This is a genomic window from Candidatus Thiothrix putei (genome assembly GCA_029972225.1).
GTDB lineage: Bacteria > Pseudomonadota > Gammaproteobacteria > Thiotrichales > Thiotrichaceae > Thiothrix > Thiothrix putei.
Map to the genome: position 1 here is coordinate 253,906 of CP124756.1, position 16,633 is coordinate 270,538.

15 protein-coding genes are annotated in these 16,633 nt (G+C 53.0%); 5 read left to right on the top strand and 10 right to left on the bottom strand.

The window, feature by feature from the left end:
- Positions 1 to 5: 5 nt before the first annotated feature.
- From QJT81_01265 to QJT81_01275, 3 genes are read right to left on the bottom strand one after another with little or no spacing between them, the layout of a single operon-like run.
- On the bottom strand, positions 6 to 1,562 hold the full coding sequence (locus tag QJT81_01265) for a proton-conducting transporter membrane subunit (protein WGZ94647.1): 1,557 nt from the start codon (positions 1,560 to 1,562) through the stop codon (positions 6 to 8).
- Positions 1,555 to 4,743 (bottom strand): DUF2309 domain-containing protein, encoded by a 3,189-nt coding sequence (locus tag QJT81_01270; protein ID WGZ94648.1) that lies wholly within the window; start codon positions 4,741 to 4,743, stop codon positions 1,555 to 1,557. Before QJT81_01270 ends, QJT81_01265 begins: the two co-directional genes overlap by 8 nt.
- Positions 4,740 to 6,242 (bottom strand): NADH-quinone oxidoreductase subunit M, encoded by a 1,503-nt coding sequence (locus tag QJT81_01275; protein WGZ94649.1) that lies wholly within the window; start codon positions 6,240 to 6,242, stop codon positions 4,740 to 4,742. Before QJT81_01275 ends, QJT81_01270 begins: the two co-directional genes overlap by 4 nt.
- 126 nt (positions 6,243 to 6,368) lie before the next feature.
- Between QJT81_01275 and QJT81_01280 the strand changes: the two genes are divergently transcribed.
- Positions 6,369 to 6,773, top strand: coding sequence for a hypothetical protein (locus tag QJT81_01280; GenBank protein ID WGZ94650.1), 405 nt, complete (start codon positions 6,369 to 6,371; stop codon positions 6,771 to 6,773).
- Between the two features lie 3 nt (positions 6,774 to 6,776).
- Here QJT81_01280 and QJT81_01285 read toward each other — a convergent pair whose 3' ends face one another.
- From QJT81_01285 to soxB, 4 genes are all read right to left on the bottom strand, one after another.
- A complete protein-coding gene (locus tag QJT81_01285) occupies positions 6,777 to 8,303 on the bottom strand; it encodes a TolC family outer membrane protein (protein WGZ94651.1) in 1,527 nt (508 codons plus the stop codon).
- Between the two features lie 82 nt (positions 8,304 to 8,385).
- Positions 8,386 to 8,700, bottom strand: coding sequence for a rhodanese-like domain-containing protein (locus tag QJT81_01290; protein ID WGZ94652.1), 315 nt, complete (start codon positions 8,698 to 8,700; stop codon positions 8,386 to 8,388).
- Between the two features lie 2 nt (positions 8,701 to 8,702).
- The gene (locus QJT81_01295; GenBank protein ID WGZ94653.1) at positions 8,703 to 9,362 is read right to left on the bottom strand and encodes a protein-L-isoaspartate O-methyltransferase; all 660 of its coding nucleotides are present in this window, start codon (positions 9,360 to 9,362) and stop codon (positions 8,703 to 8,705) included.
- 423 nt (positions 9,363 to 9,785) lie between these two features.
- Positions 9,786 to 11,531, bottom strand: coding sequence for a thiosulfohydrolase SoxB (gene soxB, locus QJT81_01300; protein ID WGZ94654.1), 1,746 nt, complete (start codon positions 11,529 to 11,531; stop codon positions 9,786 to 9,788).
- A 146-nt stretch (positions 11,532 to 11,677) separates the two neighbouring features.
- Between soxB and QJT81_01305 the strand changes: the two genes are divergently transcribed.
- Entirely contained in the window at positions 11,678 to 12,217 is a 540-nt protein-coding gene (locus tag QJT81_01305) for a sigma-70 family RNA polymerase sigma factor (GenBank protein ID WGZ94655.1), read from the top strand.
- A complete protein-coding gene (locus QJT81_01310; GenBank protein ID WGZ94656.1) occupies positions 12,214 to 12,906 on the top strand; it encodes a hypothetical protein in 693 nt (230 codons plus the stop codon). Before QJT81_01305 ends, QJT81_01310 begins: the two co-directional genes overlap by 4 nt.
- Positions 12,907 to 12,939: 33 nt before the next feature.
- Here QJT81_01310 and QJT81_01315 read toward each other — a convergent pair whose 3' ends face one another.
- On the bottom strand, positions 12,940 to 13,659 hold the full coding sequence (locus QJT81_01315; protein WGZ94657.1) for a DUF4395 domain-containing protein: 720 nt from the start codon (positions 13,657 to 13,659) through the stop codon (positions 12,940 to 12,942).
- A gap of 69 nt (positions 13,660 to 13,728) precedes the next feature.
- Entirely contained in the window at positions 13,729 to 14,148 is a 420-nt protein-coding gene (locus QJT81_01320; protein ID WGZ94658.1) for a DsrE family protein, read from the bottom strand.
- A 97-nt stretch (positions 14,149 to 14,245) separates the two neighbouring features.
- On the opposite strand from QJT81_01320, the gene QJT81_01325 reads away from it, so the two are divergent.
- Together QJT81_01325 and QJT81_01330 are read left to right on the top strand one after the other, a co-directional pair.
- Entirely contained in the window at positions 14,246 to 14,518 is a 273-nt protein-coding gene (locus QJT81_01325; protein ID WGZ94659.1) for a hypothetical protein, read from the top strand.
- Between the two features lie 17 nt (positions 14,519 to 14,535).
- Positions 14,536 to 15,477, top strand: a complete 942-nt coding sequence (locus tag QJT81_01330) for an ISAzo13 family transposase (protein WGZ94660.1) — start codon at positions 14,536 to 14,538, stop codon at positions 15,475 to 15,477.
- Between the two features lie 205 nt (positions 15,478 to 15,682).
- Here the strand turns inward: QJT81_01330 and QJT81_01335 are convergent, their stop codons facing one another.
- Positions 15,683 to 16,633, bottom strand: coding sequence for an MBL fold metallo-hydrolase (locus QJT81_01335; GenBank protein WGZ94661.1), 951 nt, complete (start codon positions 16,631 to 16,633; stop codon positions 15,683 to 15,685).

Genomic DNA, 16,633 nt, shown 5'->3' on the forward strand with positions numbered 1-16,633 from the left:
GTTTCCTACAAAATAACGGCGAGGGTAGCCGCTATCAATAAAATCAGGTAGCGCGGTTGGGTGAGTAATTCTTCAACCAAGTCGAGGTATTCGCCCAATTGCTGCAAATAGCGCCCCAGTTTGCTGCCACCTTTTTGTAATAATAGCCGGTCTTCCAGCCATTCAAAGCGTTCAGCCACCCATTGCATCAGCTTGCCCAGCAAGCCTGAACCCGTGCCGATGCCACTTGCCAGCCGCAATTTGCCTTGTTGGAAGTCCTGCATTTCTGCCAAGGTGGAGAGCATATTGCTGTGCGAGGGTGTCCCGGTCAGGCGGTCAATCACGCGGCTGTCCAAGGTTTGCACTTCGTGCGCGAGGGCTTGGGTGGGGCGTACCAGCAACCAGTTTTCCAGCGGTACGAGCCAGAAACGTTGCAGGGCGGCGGTATACAGCCAACGGCGTTTGCGCAGCCAAGCGGGGGCGGGTTTGGCGGGTTCCCATTCGGTTTGTTGCAAAAACGAGGGCGAATGCAGGAATTGGTAAGCCCGCCAAATCGCGTGCAGCCCCATGTGAAACGCGGCGAGGGTGTAAAACCCGAACCCGATTTCAATCAGCATTAGCCCGGTTTGCTGTTGGGTGGAAAAGATCAGCGAGCTTTTAATGTCGGTTTGCACTTGCACACCGAGCCAGCCGTACAGCACCGTGAGTATGCCTAATAGAATCAGCACGTTGCCCAATAGGGGCGATTCTTCCAGCAAGGGTTCGAGACGTAACAGCAGGTAAATCCCCGCGTGTACCATGATTGAGCCGTAAAATACCGCGCTGGATGGGGTGGGGCCTTCCAACGCACGGGTAATCCACGCACTGAATGGAAATTGTGCCGATTTTACCAGCGCTGCCAGCATGAAACCCATGGTCATCAAGCCCACTACCATGCCGGACATATCGGGTTTTTCGCCAAACAACACATTCCACTCAACATTGCCTAGCCAGCTAAAGCCAATGAACATGCCGAACAAATAACCGGTATCGCCGAAACGGTTGGTGACAAACGCACGGGTAGCGCCTTCCGCCGCCGTTTCGCGCTGCCAAGCGTATGCAATCAGCATATAGGAACTGATTCCCGCCATTTCCCAGCCGATAAAGCCCAGCAAGGCACTGCCCGACAGCACAATCAGCAACATGGCGCAGGAAAACAGCGACATCACAATGAAAAAGCGCTGAAAACCGGGTTCGCGGTGCAAATAGTTGACCGAAAAGCGCGTGACCACCAGCGTAATCGTCGCCATCACCACCCCAAAGCTTAAGCTGAGCGTATCCAGCATCAAGCTGACCGAGGCTTGGTAATCGCCGCTTTGCAGCCAAGGAAACAACATCACATGACCGGGTGCGCCGTGGGTAAAATCGTAAATCGCCAGTGCCACCATGGCCAGCAAGCTGAGGGTGTTGGCGGTGACGGCGACCAGCGCGGTTTCGCGTTCGCCTTTTTCACCGCGATTCCAGCCGAAGATAAAGCCGAGGACAATCCACAGGGCGGCGAGGAAGGGGAGACCGGGGATGAGCAGAAGTAAGCTGTTAGGCATGAGCGACCTCCGGGGAAACGGCGTTAGCCGTCACCAACGCCGGTGACAAATGCCCATAATCCCCCGAATACCACTGTGCCGAGCGTTCAACCATCGGCAACTCATGCAATTCTCCCTCCCAACGCACAAACCCCGTTCCCGGCACAAACCAATCAATCCTTGCAGAATCCGGGTCTTTCACCGCCACCATCAGCCACCCGCCACCAATCAATTCCTGCAAGGGCGCTTGCCGTGCGTAAATCTCACCAACCAGCGCGGCTTTCGCTTCCACGATTACCAGCAAGCGCATCGCCTCGTGGATTTCAATCATCTGCTGTGGCAAACCGGTACGCAAATCGCTGAATACGCCTTCCATGACCCCAAACATCCCAGTGAGGTTGTGCGTCACTTTCGTGCCCGCCCCGTAGCGGTCGTTATTCACGGTGGAAAAATAGTATTCGAGGTTAATGCCCGCGCCGACCGGCCCGGCATTCAGCAAAATATTTTCCAGAATCTTGCCATCAGGGTCGCGGGTGCAGTCATACGAAATCAGGAAACAGCGCCGATCCAGAAAACTGCCGCGTGTGACGGCGCGTCGCCCGATCAAGGCGCAAGCATTGGTGGCATGACCCAATTCCGGGCGGGCTTGGCTGTAATCCACGGCACGGCTGGCAATGTGTGCTGCTGCTTGTGCCAGTGTTGGTTTGCGCGGGGCAGAGGCCAATTTGCGGCAACGTTCGTGCGCCGAATGCCGCGCCGCTTCGGTCAAACTGGCTTGCAAGGTATGCAACGCATCCTGCAACGCCGCAGGCACTTTGTCGGTATCAAACCAAGGAATGTGTTCGTCGCAGGTATCGTGTTCCGCGCCCACAAACCAAGTATCGGCGGGGATGTGAATGCCTTGCGCTGCCAACAATGTGCGAATTTCAGCGCGATTCGCCATTGCCGCAAACACCCGCGCATTCGGCCCGCTGTGGCGACCACTGCACGCGCCGCATTCATACGCCGCCGCATGGGGGTTGTTTTGGCTGGTAGAGCCGTGTCCCATAATCACCACCAGCGGCGCGAAGCCATCGGTTAGCCCGATCATGCGCAAGAACCCGCCGACTTTTTCGGTTTGTTCCGCGTCGGTGAAGCCCATCTGGTTTTGTTGGCTGGAACGGGTCAGCTCCGGCTGCAAAGCGCTGAATTCCAGCTTGGTTGGAATCGGCAGATCGGCTTTGCGGCGCAAGCTTTTTACCCATTGCCCAAACCCCAGCGGCAGGTAGGATTTGCCTAGCATGACACCCAACGAGGCGGGCGCGAGTGCCATTTGGCTCACGGTGCCGAGCAGTAAGTTATGCCGGGTAACGTGTTGCAAATGCGCAAACAGCCGTTTACGCCACCCGACCCGTAGCGCATGTTGGCGTTGCAGTTCTGCTGCTGCATCCGCTGGCACTTCGCGCACCAAATGCACCGGGGTAACGGGTACAGGGCAGAGTTTGGTGACGGTTTTGTCGTCCAGCCCTTGCCAGTTCATGGGTAGGTTGAAAAATGCCGCCGCGCCCAGCGTTTCGATGTGCGGGTTGAGTTCTTCCAGATGGCGGCGAATGCCTTCTTCGCGCTCATCCATGCAAAACACCAGTTGCGCTTGCGGGCGTTGGTGGCGTTGTTGCCAAGTGCCGCGCCCGTGGTTATTAAGGATGGCGTTGAAGATTTGCTCGCGGTAATGGCGTTCGTAGGCTTGCAGCCACAGAAAACCGCTGTGTTCGGCATCCAGCGCGTCCAGACAGGTGAAAATAGTTTCCAGTTGCGTGTGGCTCAGTTGGTGTAGCGTTGCCGCATCCAACGCCAGATGTTGCGCCAAGCGGAATAAGCGCCAGCCGTGCGCGTAAGCGTTCCAACCTTGCAGGGTGGCATTCGCGGGGCTGTGCGCCCATGTCCAGATTTGGTGCGCCAGTTGTTGCCACTGCGCTTCTTCGTTGATACGCGGGCGGCTGTGACGAATCAATTGTTGTGCCGGGGTGAGCAAATATTCGGGCAGGCGGTGGTTAAAGGTGTAGTAACGCACCCAAAATTCGGTGGGATGTCGCCGAAATCGCCCGCGAATATCGCTAAGGCTGGCTTCCATCCACCAAATTTGACGGCACAAGCGCCGCGCAAACAGGTGTTCCATGCTCAAACGCACCGCCAAATAGTCGAGCATGTGGACGTGTGGCGTGGTGATGCCCGCGTAACCGGGGTGTTGATCGCGCCACAGGAACATGCCCGACCAACCTGGCAATTCCAAGGCAAGGCGTTCCAGATAGCTTTCCCAGTGTTCTTTGGGAATACCGATGCGTTGCAATTCGGCAATGATGGCGGCTTCAGCCGTATCGGGGAGGGAATTGAGGTGTTCGCTCCAATCGGTTAGCCCTTCCAGTGTGCTGGTGAGGTCGTCTGCACTGGTATTGCGCCATGCGGTGAAAAAGCTGCTGCCCGCCGTGCCGTTGTGCCAAGCCGCCATGCCTTGATCCAGCCAAGAGGCGACTTGCCGGAGGAATAAGGGGCGGATGTCGTGGAGGATGTCTTCCCCCGTCACCGCTTGCAATAAGTCGCGTAAGGTCAGCGTTTCACCAACTTGCCGGGTGAGAGTGAGTAATTGCTGCTGTGCGTCTTGGGCGACGCGCTCGTGAATGCTCGTGCCTTGCGCATCGAGTTCGGCGGCAAACAAACGGGCGGCACGTTCGGGGGAAAAGTTGAGTAAGTCTTCGGAATGTAGCAGATGATGATCCAGTTGCAACGCACTCAGGCACGCTGACCACAATTCGCCGTCACGTTCCAGCACCCGGTTTTCTTCCACTTGCCACACAAATTCGCTGGGGCTGATGGGTTTAATGGGGTGAATCAGGGCAGTGCGGTAAATATCGCCGCGTGTAACCGCTGCACCGTTAGCGGCGCGATTGAATACAGTTTCTGCGCTATTCAGGCTGGAATCGGCTTGCAATACCGCGTCCAGATCATCAGCGGCAATGCGACCCTGCTGAAAATACTCGCGGAATTTTTCGCTGGGTAAATAGCCGTAAGCGCCGGTAATGTCATGTGCCGCTTTGAGCGCTGCTGGGAAAGGGAGGTGTTGAAAACCGTGCAAGGTATTGTGGTGCACGAAATCCCGCAGGGGTGCTTGACCGGGTAAGACGTGTTCCAGATGTTCCAGTAAGTGCTGGAAAATACCCCCACTCACGGCATCGCTCCCCCCGATATGGGTGCTACGATGGGCAGCACAAAATGGCTAATGAGTTGTTGCACCGAGGTATCCATCATCGTCAGCAAAGGCGCTGGATAAAAACCTAACAGCAACGTACCAATAATCAGGCTACCCGCCGCAACCATTTCCAGTGGGCGCATGTCTTCGACTTGCTGCATATCCAGCCGCATCGGGCCGGTGTAAAGCTGTTTGACGGTGCGAATGCTGTAAGTGGCGGTGATCAACACACCCAGCGACAGCAAGACAATGCTCCATCCCCACGCCTCAAAGCCGCCGATCAAAACGTGCAATTCCGCCACAAAACCTGCGGTACTCGGCAAGCCTACGCCACCGACGAACGCCAAAATAATCAGGAAAGCGAAACGTGGCGTAACCCTAATCAGCGAGCCGTAATCGTTGATGTCGCGGGTATGGGTACGTTCATACAACAAGCCGATCAGCATGAACGTTGCACCCGCCACCAGCCCATGCGCCACCATTTGGTATACCGCGCCGGTCATGCCGATCACGTTCAGGGTGGAAATCCCAATCAGCACCACGCCCATGTGACTGACGGAGGAGTACGCGATCATCTTTTTCATATCGCTTTGCCGCCACGCCAATAAGCCGCCGTACAACAAGCCAATCACACCCAAAGTAAACAATAAGCCCTGCATCGCTTGCGCGGCGGCGGGTAAAATATCAATGGCGCGTAATAAGCCATACGACCCCATTTTCAACAGGATGCCGGAGAGCAAAATACTCACGGGGCTAGGCGCTTCGACGTGCGCCAACGGTAGCCAGCCATGCAGTGGAAACAAGGGCATTTTTACCCCAAAACCAATCAGTAAGCCGCTGAAAATCAGGATTTGTTCTGTTGTACTCAGTTGCCGTGCACCTTCTGCTATGGCCGCAAAGGTGAAAGAGTGTGCAGGAGTCGCATCAAACAGCACCAACAGCGCCAGCAGCATGAAAATTGAGCCACCCATGGTATACAACACGAAATTCAATGCCGCCGTTTGCCGATTTTTGCCGCCCCAACGATCAATCAGGAAAAACAACGGAATCAGCACCAGTTCCCAAAAGACGTAGAATAAGCCCCAATCTTGCGCCATGAATACACCCATGGTGGCGGCTTCCAGCAAGAGCATTAGCAGGTAATAGCCTTTGACGTGATGCGTGATCATGTGCGAAGCCAGCAATGCCATCAGCACCAGCACGGTGGTGAGCAACACCATCGGGAACGCTAACCCATCCACGCCTAAGGAAAACGACGTGCCCAGTTTAGGATTCCAGACCATACTGGTCGCCAATTGAATCGCGGGGTTGCTAAAGTCGATTTGTTGGGTGAGGCTTACGGCATAGGCCAGCGTAACGGCTGCCACCCCAATAGCGGTGTTGCGGATTAAGCCCGGTCGCCCACTGGGTAATAATGCCAAGATAAACGCACCTACCGCAGGCAGAAGCAAGAGCAGGATGAGCGGGTGATCCATCATATCCAATGCGCCTTAAAAAGGGGTGGTCAGGGGAATATAAGCAGGCGATGATACATAAGTTTCGTATCTGTGGGTAGGTGTCAAGCCGTTTACCCACACTGTTTTACAGGATTTTGAGGTAAATAAATGCAGTATTCTACGCATCAGTTGGTGTTGTTCCCTGTCGCTACGGCTGATGCGCCAGCCATTGCCCCGCTAGAGTCGTGTTTACAAACGTTGGGTTTGCTAGGTGAGAGTTTGGGGGCAGGGCATTTTGCGGTGGGTGAAGGGTTTTTGTCGTTGGTGTGTTTTTTGGGATGTTCGCCGGATATTGAATTAGTGCCGCAGGAAAACAAGCCATTTTGTTACATACAATTACCTTGCAGTGCAGCAATGGTGGATTTTCAATTGATTCGTAAGCCACTGGTGCAGGTGCGCGAGTGGGTGATTATTGGCAATATTCATGAGGCGGAAGCAGTACCGGATGCTGCTTTGCTGAGTGCATTGGAAGCAGCATCCGGGTGTCGCTGGAAATACGCTTACCGGCGTTGAGGCTTATTTTTTGCCAACATCTTGCGGGATGGTGAAGTATTGCTGCTGTGCTGGTTTGGCGGGTGTTGGCTTGGTTTTGATCGGTGCTGCTGGCTTTTCTTGCTTCACATCAGTCGTGCTGTATTGCTCAAAACTGCCATTGTCCTCAATATCAGCGGGTGGAGCACTTTGCTGTAACGCGGCTGCTAATTGCTTGGGGGTTGAGGTCATGAATGTGTTCATATTGGCAATATCTTGATCGGTCAAAATACCTGCTGCTTGACGCAATTTCAGCGTATTTAGCAAATAGGTGTAGCGGGTTTGGGCGTAGTCACGCCGTGCACTGAAGACGTTGCGCAAGGAAGTCAGCACATCCACCGCTGTACGTGTGCCGACTTCAAAGCCCGCCTGGGTGGCCTCCGCTGCTGTTTCCGCCGAAGCAAGGGCGCGTTGGTTGGCTTTGACTTGGCTAATACTGGACTGCACCGTCAGGAATGCATTACGTGCTTGCTGTTCTGTGGTGCGGTTTTGAAAGTCGTATTGCTGTTGTGCTTGGCGGAAGTTGTGTTGGGCTTCGCGGATTTTGGAATCGGTGCTACCGCCGGTATACAGGGGCATACTGACTTGCACACCGACACTTGCACCGTAGTTTTGTGGATCCAGGGGGGCACTGCTTTGGGCATCACTGCCTGTTTGTTTGGCGACTAGATCCACTACCGGTTTTTTGGCAGCACGCTGGAGGTCAATAGCGGTTTGTGCTGACTGAATGGCATGTTGGCTGGCAATCAGTTGTTTGTTATTCACTTTGGCTGTTTTGACCCATTGCTCAATATCGGCTGGTTCTGGAACGGTCAATGGTAGATTAGCCGCCGGAGCATTTAGGGTTTGGTAAAAACCACCGGTGAGTACGCGCAATTGTTCACGGCTTAAATCCAATTGGTTAACTGCATTGATTTCTTGAGCAACCGCAAGGTCATAGCGTGATTCTGCCTCCTTGACGTCGGTAATGGCGGAGCGACCCGCATCAAAATACGCTCTGGTCTGCTCTAATTGGCGACCAATCGCGTCTTTTTCAGTACGGGCAAATTCCAGATTGTCTTGGGCGAGTAGGAAGTTGAAATAAGCTTCCGCCACCCGCAGGATCAATGCCTCGCGCTGTGCGTCTAAACCCGCGCTGGCTTGGGCGATAGTGGAGTCGGCGAGATCGACTTGGGCATTTAGGGCTTTGTTATACAAGGATTTACTGACATTGACAGCGTAATTAGTGTTGTTGCCGCTATTAACGTCATTAGGGTCGAGCAGAGAAGCATCATGCGTTGTACGCTGACGACTATGGGTGATGGAGCCTGAAACGCCGACCTGCGGTTTTAAGGCCGCTAATGCTTGTGGTTTGCGTTCTAACGTTGCTAGGTAATCACTTTCCAGCGCCTTAAACTGAGCATCGTATCCTTTGGCTTGTTGGTAAACCTGAAGCAGGTTTTCTGCGTGTGCTTGTTGGGCGATCAGTGTCAGGGAGGCCGCTATCAAGAATGCCAGTGTCTGTTGTTTCATAAAAAAACGGTTCCAAAATTATAGTTAGCTACGTGCCATACTAGCATGTTTATCCAAAAGCGGATTATAGCCTTAATCTCAATTAGTAGAGTGGCATATCATGATCAACCTCTTTAGCCCAACGGTCGATCCCGCCGGTTAAGTTGATGACTTGAAAACCATTCCGTTCTAAGTAATAGCACGCATGGGCACTACGAATACCATGGTGGCAGACCACTAACCACTCATGATGGTTATCTAAGTGTGACAGTTTGCTGGGTAATTGTCCCAAAGGGATGAGGGTTGAGGGTTCGAGATGGGCAATCTCGTATTCCCATTCTTCCCGGACATCCAATATATGCAAAGGCTGCTGCGTGTTGAGATGTGCAGCAAGCTCAGTAGGAGTCCAGTGACGCACGATTAGAAGACAAAAGCGCGATCAGTATCACTGTCGGTTCCGACCAGTGCCTTTAGCTGCGTTTCAAATAGTGTAGTGCGCGTAAATTCACTGTCCGCTTCATGCTTGATCAACGTGGCTTGCATGACTGAACCGTGCCCGACGACGACGAAAAGACGACCACCGGGGGCAAGCTGCGCTTCAAAGCGAGGTAGATAGGTTGGCATAGAACCTGTCACGGCAATGACATTGTACTGTTTGCCGGTTGACCAATCACGCAAGGCATCCGCTGTGTGTAGGGTGTGGTTGCGCAGTTTGAGGTTGAACAGGCGTTCTTCCGCTTGTCGGGTAAAGTCCTCATAAATATCGACACTATCAACGTGTTTGCTAAGATGAGCCAGACAGGCGGTGATAAACCCGCTACCTGTACCAATTTCTAAGCAGGTATCGTCGGGGGAAATCTCTAGCGCTTGTAACATCCGGGCTTCAACACGGGGGAACATCATGTGTTCGCCGTGACCGAGTGGGATTTCTACATCAGCAAACGCCAGTGCTTTGTGAACCTTGGGTACAAATAGCTCACGTTGGATGAAACCAAACGTGTCTAAAACTGTCTGATCAAGGACGTCCCATGGACGTATCTGTTGTTCGATCATATTAAAGCGGGCGTGTTCCAGATTCATGTGCAGGCTCCAGACAAAGAATGCGATAAGAGTACGGATTAAGGCGTGATGTCGCAAGTGATTGCGTAATGTCTAAAACAGTATAATGCGAGGTTTTTATGAAAAGCTTGGGAATACTGCTGTTAGGGGGGGTGTTGTTAATAACAGCCCTGTCAGGTTGTAGCCGTTCTGATGCGGCAGAAGGGATGGCTGATACGGCATCTTTTCAACCGTGTCGTGAGCCACGCCCTGAAATTTGCTACGAGTCGTTTGTGCCTGTGTGCGCAACCCTAAGCAGAGTGAATGGGCAATTTAGTCAGCCTGTAACGTATGCAAATGATTGTAAAGCGTGTGCAGACCCGCAAGTACAAGGGTTTGTACCGGGTGCGTGTCCGTAAACACGTTAGGGGCGAATGATGATTCGCCCCTACGAATGATAAAGGCTTAGGCTAAACCTTCGTTGCCGTCCACATTTTTGAGTTTCGGCGTGTTCAGCTCGATCTTGCCAATGGTCTTTTTGTCACGCAGGTAGTCGGCGACCACTTCCCAGATTTGCTTGTTAGGCTTAACTTCTTCTTGGACACTTGCCCAGCCTGCGACCGGGTAGGTTTTTGCCGCATCCAAGGGTTTGCCATCAAGTTCCATGTCGGAGACGCGGTTGCCCATTTTCGCCGTCGGATCAAAGGTGAATTTCAAACCACCCACGCGCACCATGTCGCCGCCTTGCTGGTAGTAAGGGTCTTCATTGAAGAGGTTATCGGCTACGTCTTCGAGGATGGTTTTGATGGTTTCGCCAGTCATTTCGTTACGCGTGACCGTGCCGTAAGTAATCGCGGTTTGGTCAGCAACGTGTTCAAACGTGATGGGCTGCCCCGGCAGTACACTCGTACCCCAGCGGAAGCCGGGTGAAAATGCCATCGGTGCATCCAAGCCTTGCATCAGCGCGTCGCAGATCAATTGGTCAAACGTGCCGTTGAAATTGCCACGGCGGTACAATACGTCGTCACACACCGCGAGTTCTTCCGCCAATTCTTTCTTGTACGGCTCACGGATTTTGTCGATGAGGGTTTGCATGTCCTTGTTGGCTTCCAACAAGTTGGAAAACACTGGCAGTAATTTGTAACGGAAATCCGCCACTTTGCCGTCTTTCACGTCAAGGTCGAGCACGCCGAGGAACTTGCCGTTGGAACCCGCATTCGTGACCAGCGTTTTGCCGCCTGCATTTTCAACCACCACCGGCTGGAATACGCCATCGTGGGTATGACCGCCCATGATGGCGTCAATGCCGGTGACTTTGCTGGCCATTTTCAAGTCAACGTCCATGCCGTTGTGCGACAGCATAATGACGACTTTCGCGCCTTTGCTACGCGCATCGTCAACCGCTTGCTGCATATCGTCGTCACGGATGCCGAAGCTCCAGTCAGCGACCATGTGTTTGGGGTTGGCAACGGGCACATACGGAAATGCCTGACCAATAATCGCCACGGGTACGCCGTTGATTTCTTTGATCACGAACGGTTCAAATACACGCTCGTCAAAGTCGTTGCTGAAGATATTTTGTGCGACGAAATCAATTTTGCCCGCGAAATCTTTCTCGACGATTTCTTTCACACGATCCGCGCCGAAGGTCATTTCCCAGTGCGGGGTCATCACATCTACGCCGAGAGCAAGCTGCGCGTCCACCATGTCTTGCGCATTGGTTTTTAAGGATGTCCACGAACCTTGCCATGTATCGCCGCCGTCCAGCAGCAATGAACCGGGGCGTTGGGCACGTACTTGGTCAACCAAGGTTTTTAAGTGTGCAAAACCACCGACCTTACCGTATTTTTTTGCGGCTTCAACGTAATCAAGGTAGGTGAATGCGTGCGCATCCATCGTACCGGCTTCGATACCGTACTTTTTCAGGAAGTGTTCGCCGACTAAGTGTGGCACTGCACCTTTCATGCTGCCGATACCCAAGTTGACGTTCGGCTCACGGAAGTAAATCGGCAATAATTGTGCGTGGCAGTCGGTGTAATGCATCAGGGATACATTACCGAAGGCGGGCAGTTCATACGGGTTGCTGGGGGCTTTGACAGATGTTTTGTCGCCTTCTTTGCTGGCATCTGCCGCAAACGCGTTATTCAGGCTGAAACCGGCAACGCTGGCAGCCGCCAACATTTGCATAAATTCACGACGGGTTAGACTCACGTTTTCTCTCCTCAAACGGGCTGAAGTTATTCTAGCTACAGGGGTAGTGACGGGGTGCAGGCGAAAATATTCCATCTTTTTTGGAATATTTCGCATATATTTTGCGTCATGTGCAATAGAACCGCTAAGAGACTTTAATAAATCACATGTTTAGTCAGTATTTTCGTTTTAACCGCCTTGACCAGCAGTTGTCGGAACACCGCGCTAAGCTGCATCGCATGGCAGTGGCATGGTGTGGCGATAGCGCGTTAGCCGACGATCTGGTGCAAGACACCCTTGCAAAAGCCTTGGAAAAACAAGAGCAGCTCAAAGATGAAGCGCGTTTAGGCGCGTGGCTGTACAAAATCCTCCACAACTGCTGGATGGAGCATTTGCGCACCCAAAAGCCGACGCTGGACATCGACGATATGGAGTTAACCTGTACGGATTGCCCCGAAAAACACTTCGCCGATGATCAACTGGCAACGCAAGTGCGCCTTGCGGTGGAATCGCTGCCCGTTAGTCAATGCCAAGTCATGACCTTGGTGGATTTAGAAGGGTGCAGCTACGAACAAGTCGCGTCGATTCTCGATATTCCGGTGGGAACGGTGATGAGCCGCCTCAGCCGTGCCCGCGAAACCATGAAAAAACGCCTGCAAGGGATACGCCAAACTGACAACGTTCACTATTTACGGAGAGTGAAATGAATCCCGATCAGCTAACCATCCACGACCGCCTGCACGCCCTCGCAGACGGGCAATTGGGTGCTGAACAAACCCGCGAAGTGTTGGCTCAGGTGGAAACTGACCTTGGGCTGCAAAAAGAATTGTGCGAAATCCAGCGCATCAAACATCTGGTGAAATCGGCTTACCCCTTACCAGTTTTGCGCCAGCCCGTGCGTCGCCCACCAGTATGGCAACAAGCTGCAACGGTTGCTTTGGTGTTTGGGCTTACCTTTCTTGCTGGCGCAGGCAGTAGCCACTACGTGCCGAAATTGTGGCAGCCCGAAGGGTTGACGTTGGAAAATGCAGCGGCACACGACGACCGTTTTATTGTGTTCGTCGATTCACATGAGCCAGCTAAGCTAGAAAAGGCTCTGGTGAAAGCCGAAACACTGGCGGAGCAGGTCGAGCATAAAGATGGCAGTGTTTATGTTGTAACCAGTGCAGAGGGCATTGATTTATTACGTTTGGGCGAAACTCAGCACGAAGGACGAATTTTGCAGATGAGCGAAAAATATCCCCATTTGCGCTTTGTGGCGTGCAGCAATACGTTATATTCCTACCACCAACGTGGGGAATTAGTGGCATTGGTGGAGGATACGGAAGTTGCACCATCGGCGGTGGAGTTTGTGGTGAAACACATGCGTGACGGTTGGCGTTACATCGCTATTTAACTCGCCACACAGGCTGTCTTATAGGGAAGCTGCTCAGCGTTTGCTGGCAGCATCACCCCAATCCAAATTGTTGCAAGCCTCGCACTCTTCTTTCAGCACGCCCATCCAGACTAACAAGGCGTGCACTTTGCAACCCGCGCAGAAACCCAATACAGTTTCCATCCACATAAATCCAAAACAGACCCACACCATAACCAGCGGAATCCATGAAGGCATGTAGTTGTACGTTTCTGGCAACTGTTCGCTACCTGCTATGGCATTCACCCAGCCCGCGAAGATTTCGGGGTTAAAGAAAATCAGGCAAGTGATAATAAAACTGGCACCAATCGACCAAGCAAAACGTTTGGGCAATAACGGTTTCCACACCGGGCGCAAATTTTTCGCCAGAAAGCTGCTGAGCAAAATGGTGGGGGAAAGCCGCGAAGTGCTTACAAACATGCCGGAAATCATTTCAAATAGCGCGTAAAACAACACCCATGTTTGCGTGCTGTAATCAAACGTGCGTTTGACGGCTTCGACGCTGTAAATAATGCGCCCATCAAAATCGGTTTCGAGCGTGTCGGTAATGACCTCGCCGGTGATGACCCAATCCGAACCAAAGATGGCATCAAACAGCGTGAATGCCATGTAGATGGGAATCGCGAGTAACAGCCCGGCGCGGATGCGCACAGCGGTGTCGTTAATGTAAGGGCTGACTTCGTTGCGGTCACGAAACCACAAATCTTTGCAGCAAGAGATAATCCAATTGACCATGAGGGTTAATTCCTAGCTTGATAGGTCAGAATGGTGCTGAGTTTACTCAGCACCATTCTTGTTCTGCGATTACGGTTTCAGCAATTGGTAGCCTTGCGACTGCAAACGACCAGCTTCTGCCACACCGGAGGGAATCACGTCTTCTGCTTTGGCATCGTACAAGTCCTCAAACTTGATTTTGCGCCCAGTCAGGGTGTTGTAGCACACTTGGAATTTCACGCCTTTTTCCTTTAGCTCGGCGATTTTTGCTGGCAATTTGGCGTCAGCGTTCATTTCCACCTGCTTGGCGGTGGTCAGCAAACCTAGGCCGTCGCCGTTCATGACGATGATTGCGTCGGTTTTCTTGCCGGTTTGATCCAGTGCTTTGATGTAATTGCTGACATTGCCCAGTACACCAAGGTATTTCTTTTCGTCACCCTCCATTGTGACGTGAACTACCACTTTTTCAGCACCGGCGTAATAGTCGTCAGCGACTTTGGGCGCAGGCACACCGGGGTCGAACTTGGCTTCGGCGGGCTTAGGAACTGTCCCGAAATAACTTCCCTCTTTTCTGCTAACAGCGAAAGGGGGAAGATAGCCCCTTGTAATGCCAATCAACACCGAGGATGAGCCAATGGATGTTTACCCATCAGCCATAGAAAAACAAATGCAGCGGTTCTACCAATCGCTCAATGAGCGTGACCGCCGCCGCTACGCCGCCGTGGAAGCCGTCCGGCTTGGGCACGGGGGGCAGGACTACATTTCCCGGTTATTGGACTGTGACCCCAAAACCATCCGCCACGGGTTGACGGAGTTGGAATCGGAAGATGGCTTGCCCACCGTAAGGCAGCGAAAAAAAGGGGCGGGCGCAAACGGCTGAACGCTACGCACCTGCAATTGGATGAGCATTTTCGCCAAGTTTTAAAGGATCATACGGCAGGCGACCCCATGCGGGAGGCGGTGAAATGGACGAACCTGTCACGTCGGCAGATTGCCCGGCGGATGCAGGCATTGGGGACATCGGCTGGGAAAAACGTGGTGTCGCGCCTATTACGGGAGCACGGCTACCGCCGCCGCAAGCCCCAGAAGAAACGCACCATGGGGCAACACGCTGACCGTAATGCCCAGTTTGAAAAGATTGCCCAACTCAAACAAACCTACCTGCAAGCAGGCAAACCCGTGATCAGCATTGACACCAAAAAGAAGGAACTGCTGGGCAACTTTTACCGTGAAGGGGTAACGGATGCCGTCGAACCCACGGAGGTCAATGACCATGACTTCCCCAGCTATGGCAATGGTCAGGTGATCCCCCACGGCATCTACGACCTTGCCCGCAACGAAGCGGCACTGCACCTGAACACCAGCCACGACACCACCGAGTTTGCCTGCGAAAGCCTTGGCTTATGGTGGCGTGAGCAAGGGAAACCCAACTACCCCGAAGCTGACGAGCTGTTGGTCTTATGTGACGGTGGTGGCAGCAACAGTTCCTCTGCGTACCTGTTCAAGCAAGACTTGCAGGCATTGGCGGACAGCCTGAACCTGACAATACGCATCGCCCACTACCCGCCCTATTGCTCCAAATACAACCCGATTGAACACCGACTGTTCCCCCATGTGACCCGTGCCTGCCGGGGTGTGCCGTTGGAAACGGTCGAAACCGCCAAACACTACATGGCAAAAACGGAAACCACCACTGGCTTGAAGGTCGCTGTCCGCATCATCAGTAAAGTTTTTGAAACCGGGCGCAAGTATACCCAAGCGTTCAAGGATAACATGACCATCCAGTTCGATGACTTCCTGCCAAAATGGAACTACTCCGCTGTCCCTCAGTCCCCCTGATTTCGGGAAGTTATTTCGGGACAGTTCCTTAGCATCCGCAGCCGGAGCAGCGGCGGCTTCTGCTTTCGGTTCAGCCGGTTTGGTATCGTCAGCGATTGCAAGACCAGCAACGCTGCTGGCAGTCATCAATAAACCCAGTATGATTGGTTTTAACATGGGTCGTCTCCTCCTACGGTTGATAAAATTGTTCTAATTCAAATTGTGTTTATTGCATTCCTTCCTGTTCCAGCGACAGGTAGACCTGATAAGCATTGCGGCGGTTGGCTTCTTCAAATGCAGGCAGGTGGATGAAATCGCCCCAGTCGGTGGCGGCATAAGCTTCGTCAAACGGGGTCATGTCTTCGACGGCTTTGCCCATGGTTTTGCGCAGGAATTCGATGTATTGCACCGTGGTTTTAATCACTTCCTGCGGTTTTTTGGACATCGGGCCGTGACCGGGAACCATCGCAGTGAGCTTGCCTTGCGCCATGTCTTTTAAGCGTTCCAGCCAGATTTTGGTATTAGCATCACCAACGAAAGGCACGCGGCCTTCAAAAATCAGATCGCCAATCAGCAACACGCCATCCGGCTCGACCAGCACGCTTTGGTCGCCATCAGAATGCGCTTTGCCATTAAAAATGAGTTTGAGGGTGACACCGCCGAGGGTGATTTCTTCATTGCCATCGACGTAACGGTCGGGTTTCACCAAGCGGGTGTCGGCATTGACCCACGGGGCAAGCTCTGCGCGACGCGAAGCCAGCAAGGTTTCGGCGTTTTCAGAATTGAGGTATTCCTCAGCACCGGCAGGGGCGATGATTTCCGCGCCTAAGTCTTTGAATACTTGTAAGCCGTAAATATGGTCGGCGTGGTAATGGCTCACAATCACCTTTTTCACCGGCTTGTCAGTCACTTTTTTGAGCTTTTGCAGGAATAATTGCGCCAAGGCTGGTGTGCCAAGGGTGTCGAATAAAATTACGCCTTCGTCAGTGACAATCACCGCAGCGTTGGAAATGAAACCGTGGTTTTGGGTGGCTGCACCGGGTGCGCCTTGCACATAGTAAACGTGTTCGGAAACCTTGATCAGCTCCATCACGACGGGAGGGAATTTGTCGTCAGCACGGGCATTCGACCCCATGGTTAAACAGAGAAGGGTGAAGAATGCAGCGATAACGCGCAT

What these genes read in the sequence shown, in the direction of transcription:
- QJT81_01285 (WGZ94651.1), bottom strand. Translation starts at nt 8,303, where the DNA reads ATGAAACAACAGACACTGGCATTCTTGATAGCGGCCTCCCTGACACTG.
- QJT81_01305 (WGZ94655.1), top strand. Translation starts at nt 11,678, where the DNA reads ATGTTTAGTCAGTATTTTCGTTTTAACCGCCTTGACCAGCAGTTGTCG.
- QJT81_01275 (WGZ94649.1), bottom strand. Translation starts at nt 6,242, where the DNA reads ATGATGGATCACCCGCTCATCCTGCTCTTGCTTCTGCCTGCGGTAGGT.
- QJT81_01295 (WGZ94653.1), bottom strand. Translation starts at nt 9,362, where the DNA reads ATGAATCTGGAACACGCCCGCTTTAATATGATCGAACAACAGATACGT.
- QJT81_01280 (WGZ94650.1), top strand. Translation starts at nt 6,369, where the DNA reads ATGCAGTATTCTACGCATCAGTTGGTGTTGTTCCCTGTCGCTACGGCT.
- QJT81_01335 (WGZ94661.1), bottom strand. Translation starts at nt 16,633, where the DNA reads ATGCGCGTTATCGCTGCATTCTTCACCCTTCTCTGTTTAACCATGGGG.
- QJT81_01265 (WGZ94647.1), bottom strand. Translation starts at nt 1,562, where the DNA reads ATGCCTAACAGCTTACTTCTGCTCATCCCCGGTCTCCCCTTCCTCGCC.
- QJT81_01310 (WGZ94656.1), top strand. Translation starts at nt 12,214, where the DNA reads ATGAATCCCGATCAGCTAACCATCCACGACCGCCTGCACGCCCTCGCA.
- QJT81_01315 (WGZ94657.1), bottom strand. Translation starts at nt 13,659, where the DNA reads ATGGTCAATTGGATTATCTCTTGCTGCAAAGATTTGTGGTTTCGTGAC.
- QJT81_01325 (WGZ94659.1), top strand. Translation starts at nt 14,246, where the DNA reads ATGCCAATCAACACCGAGGATGAGCCAATGGATGTTTACCCATCAGCC.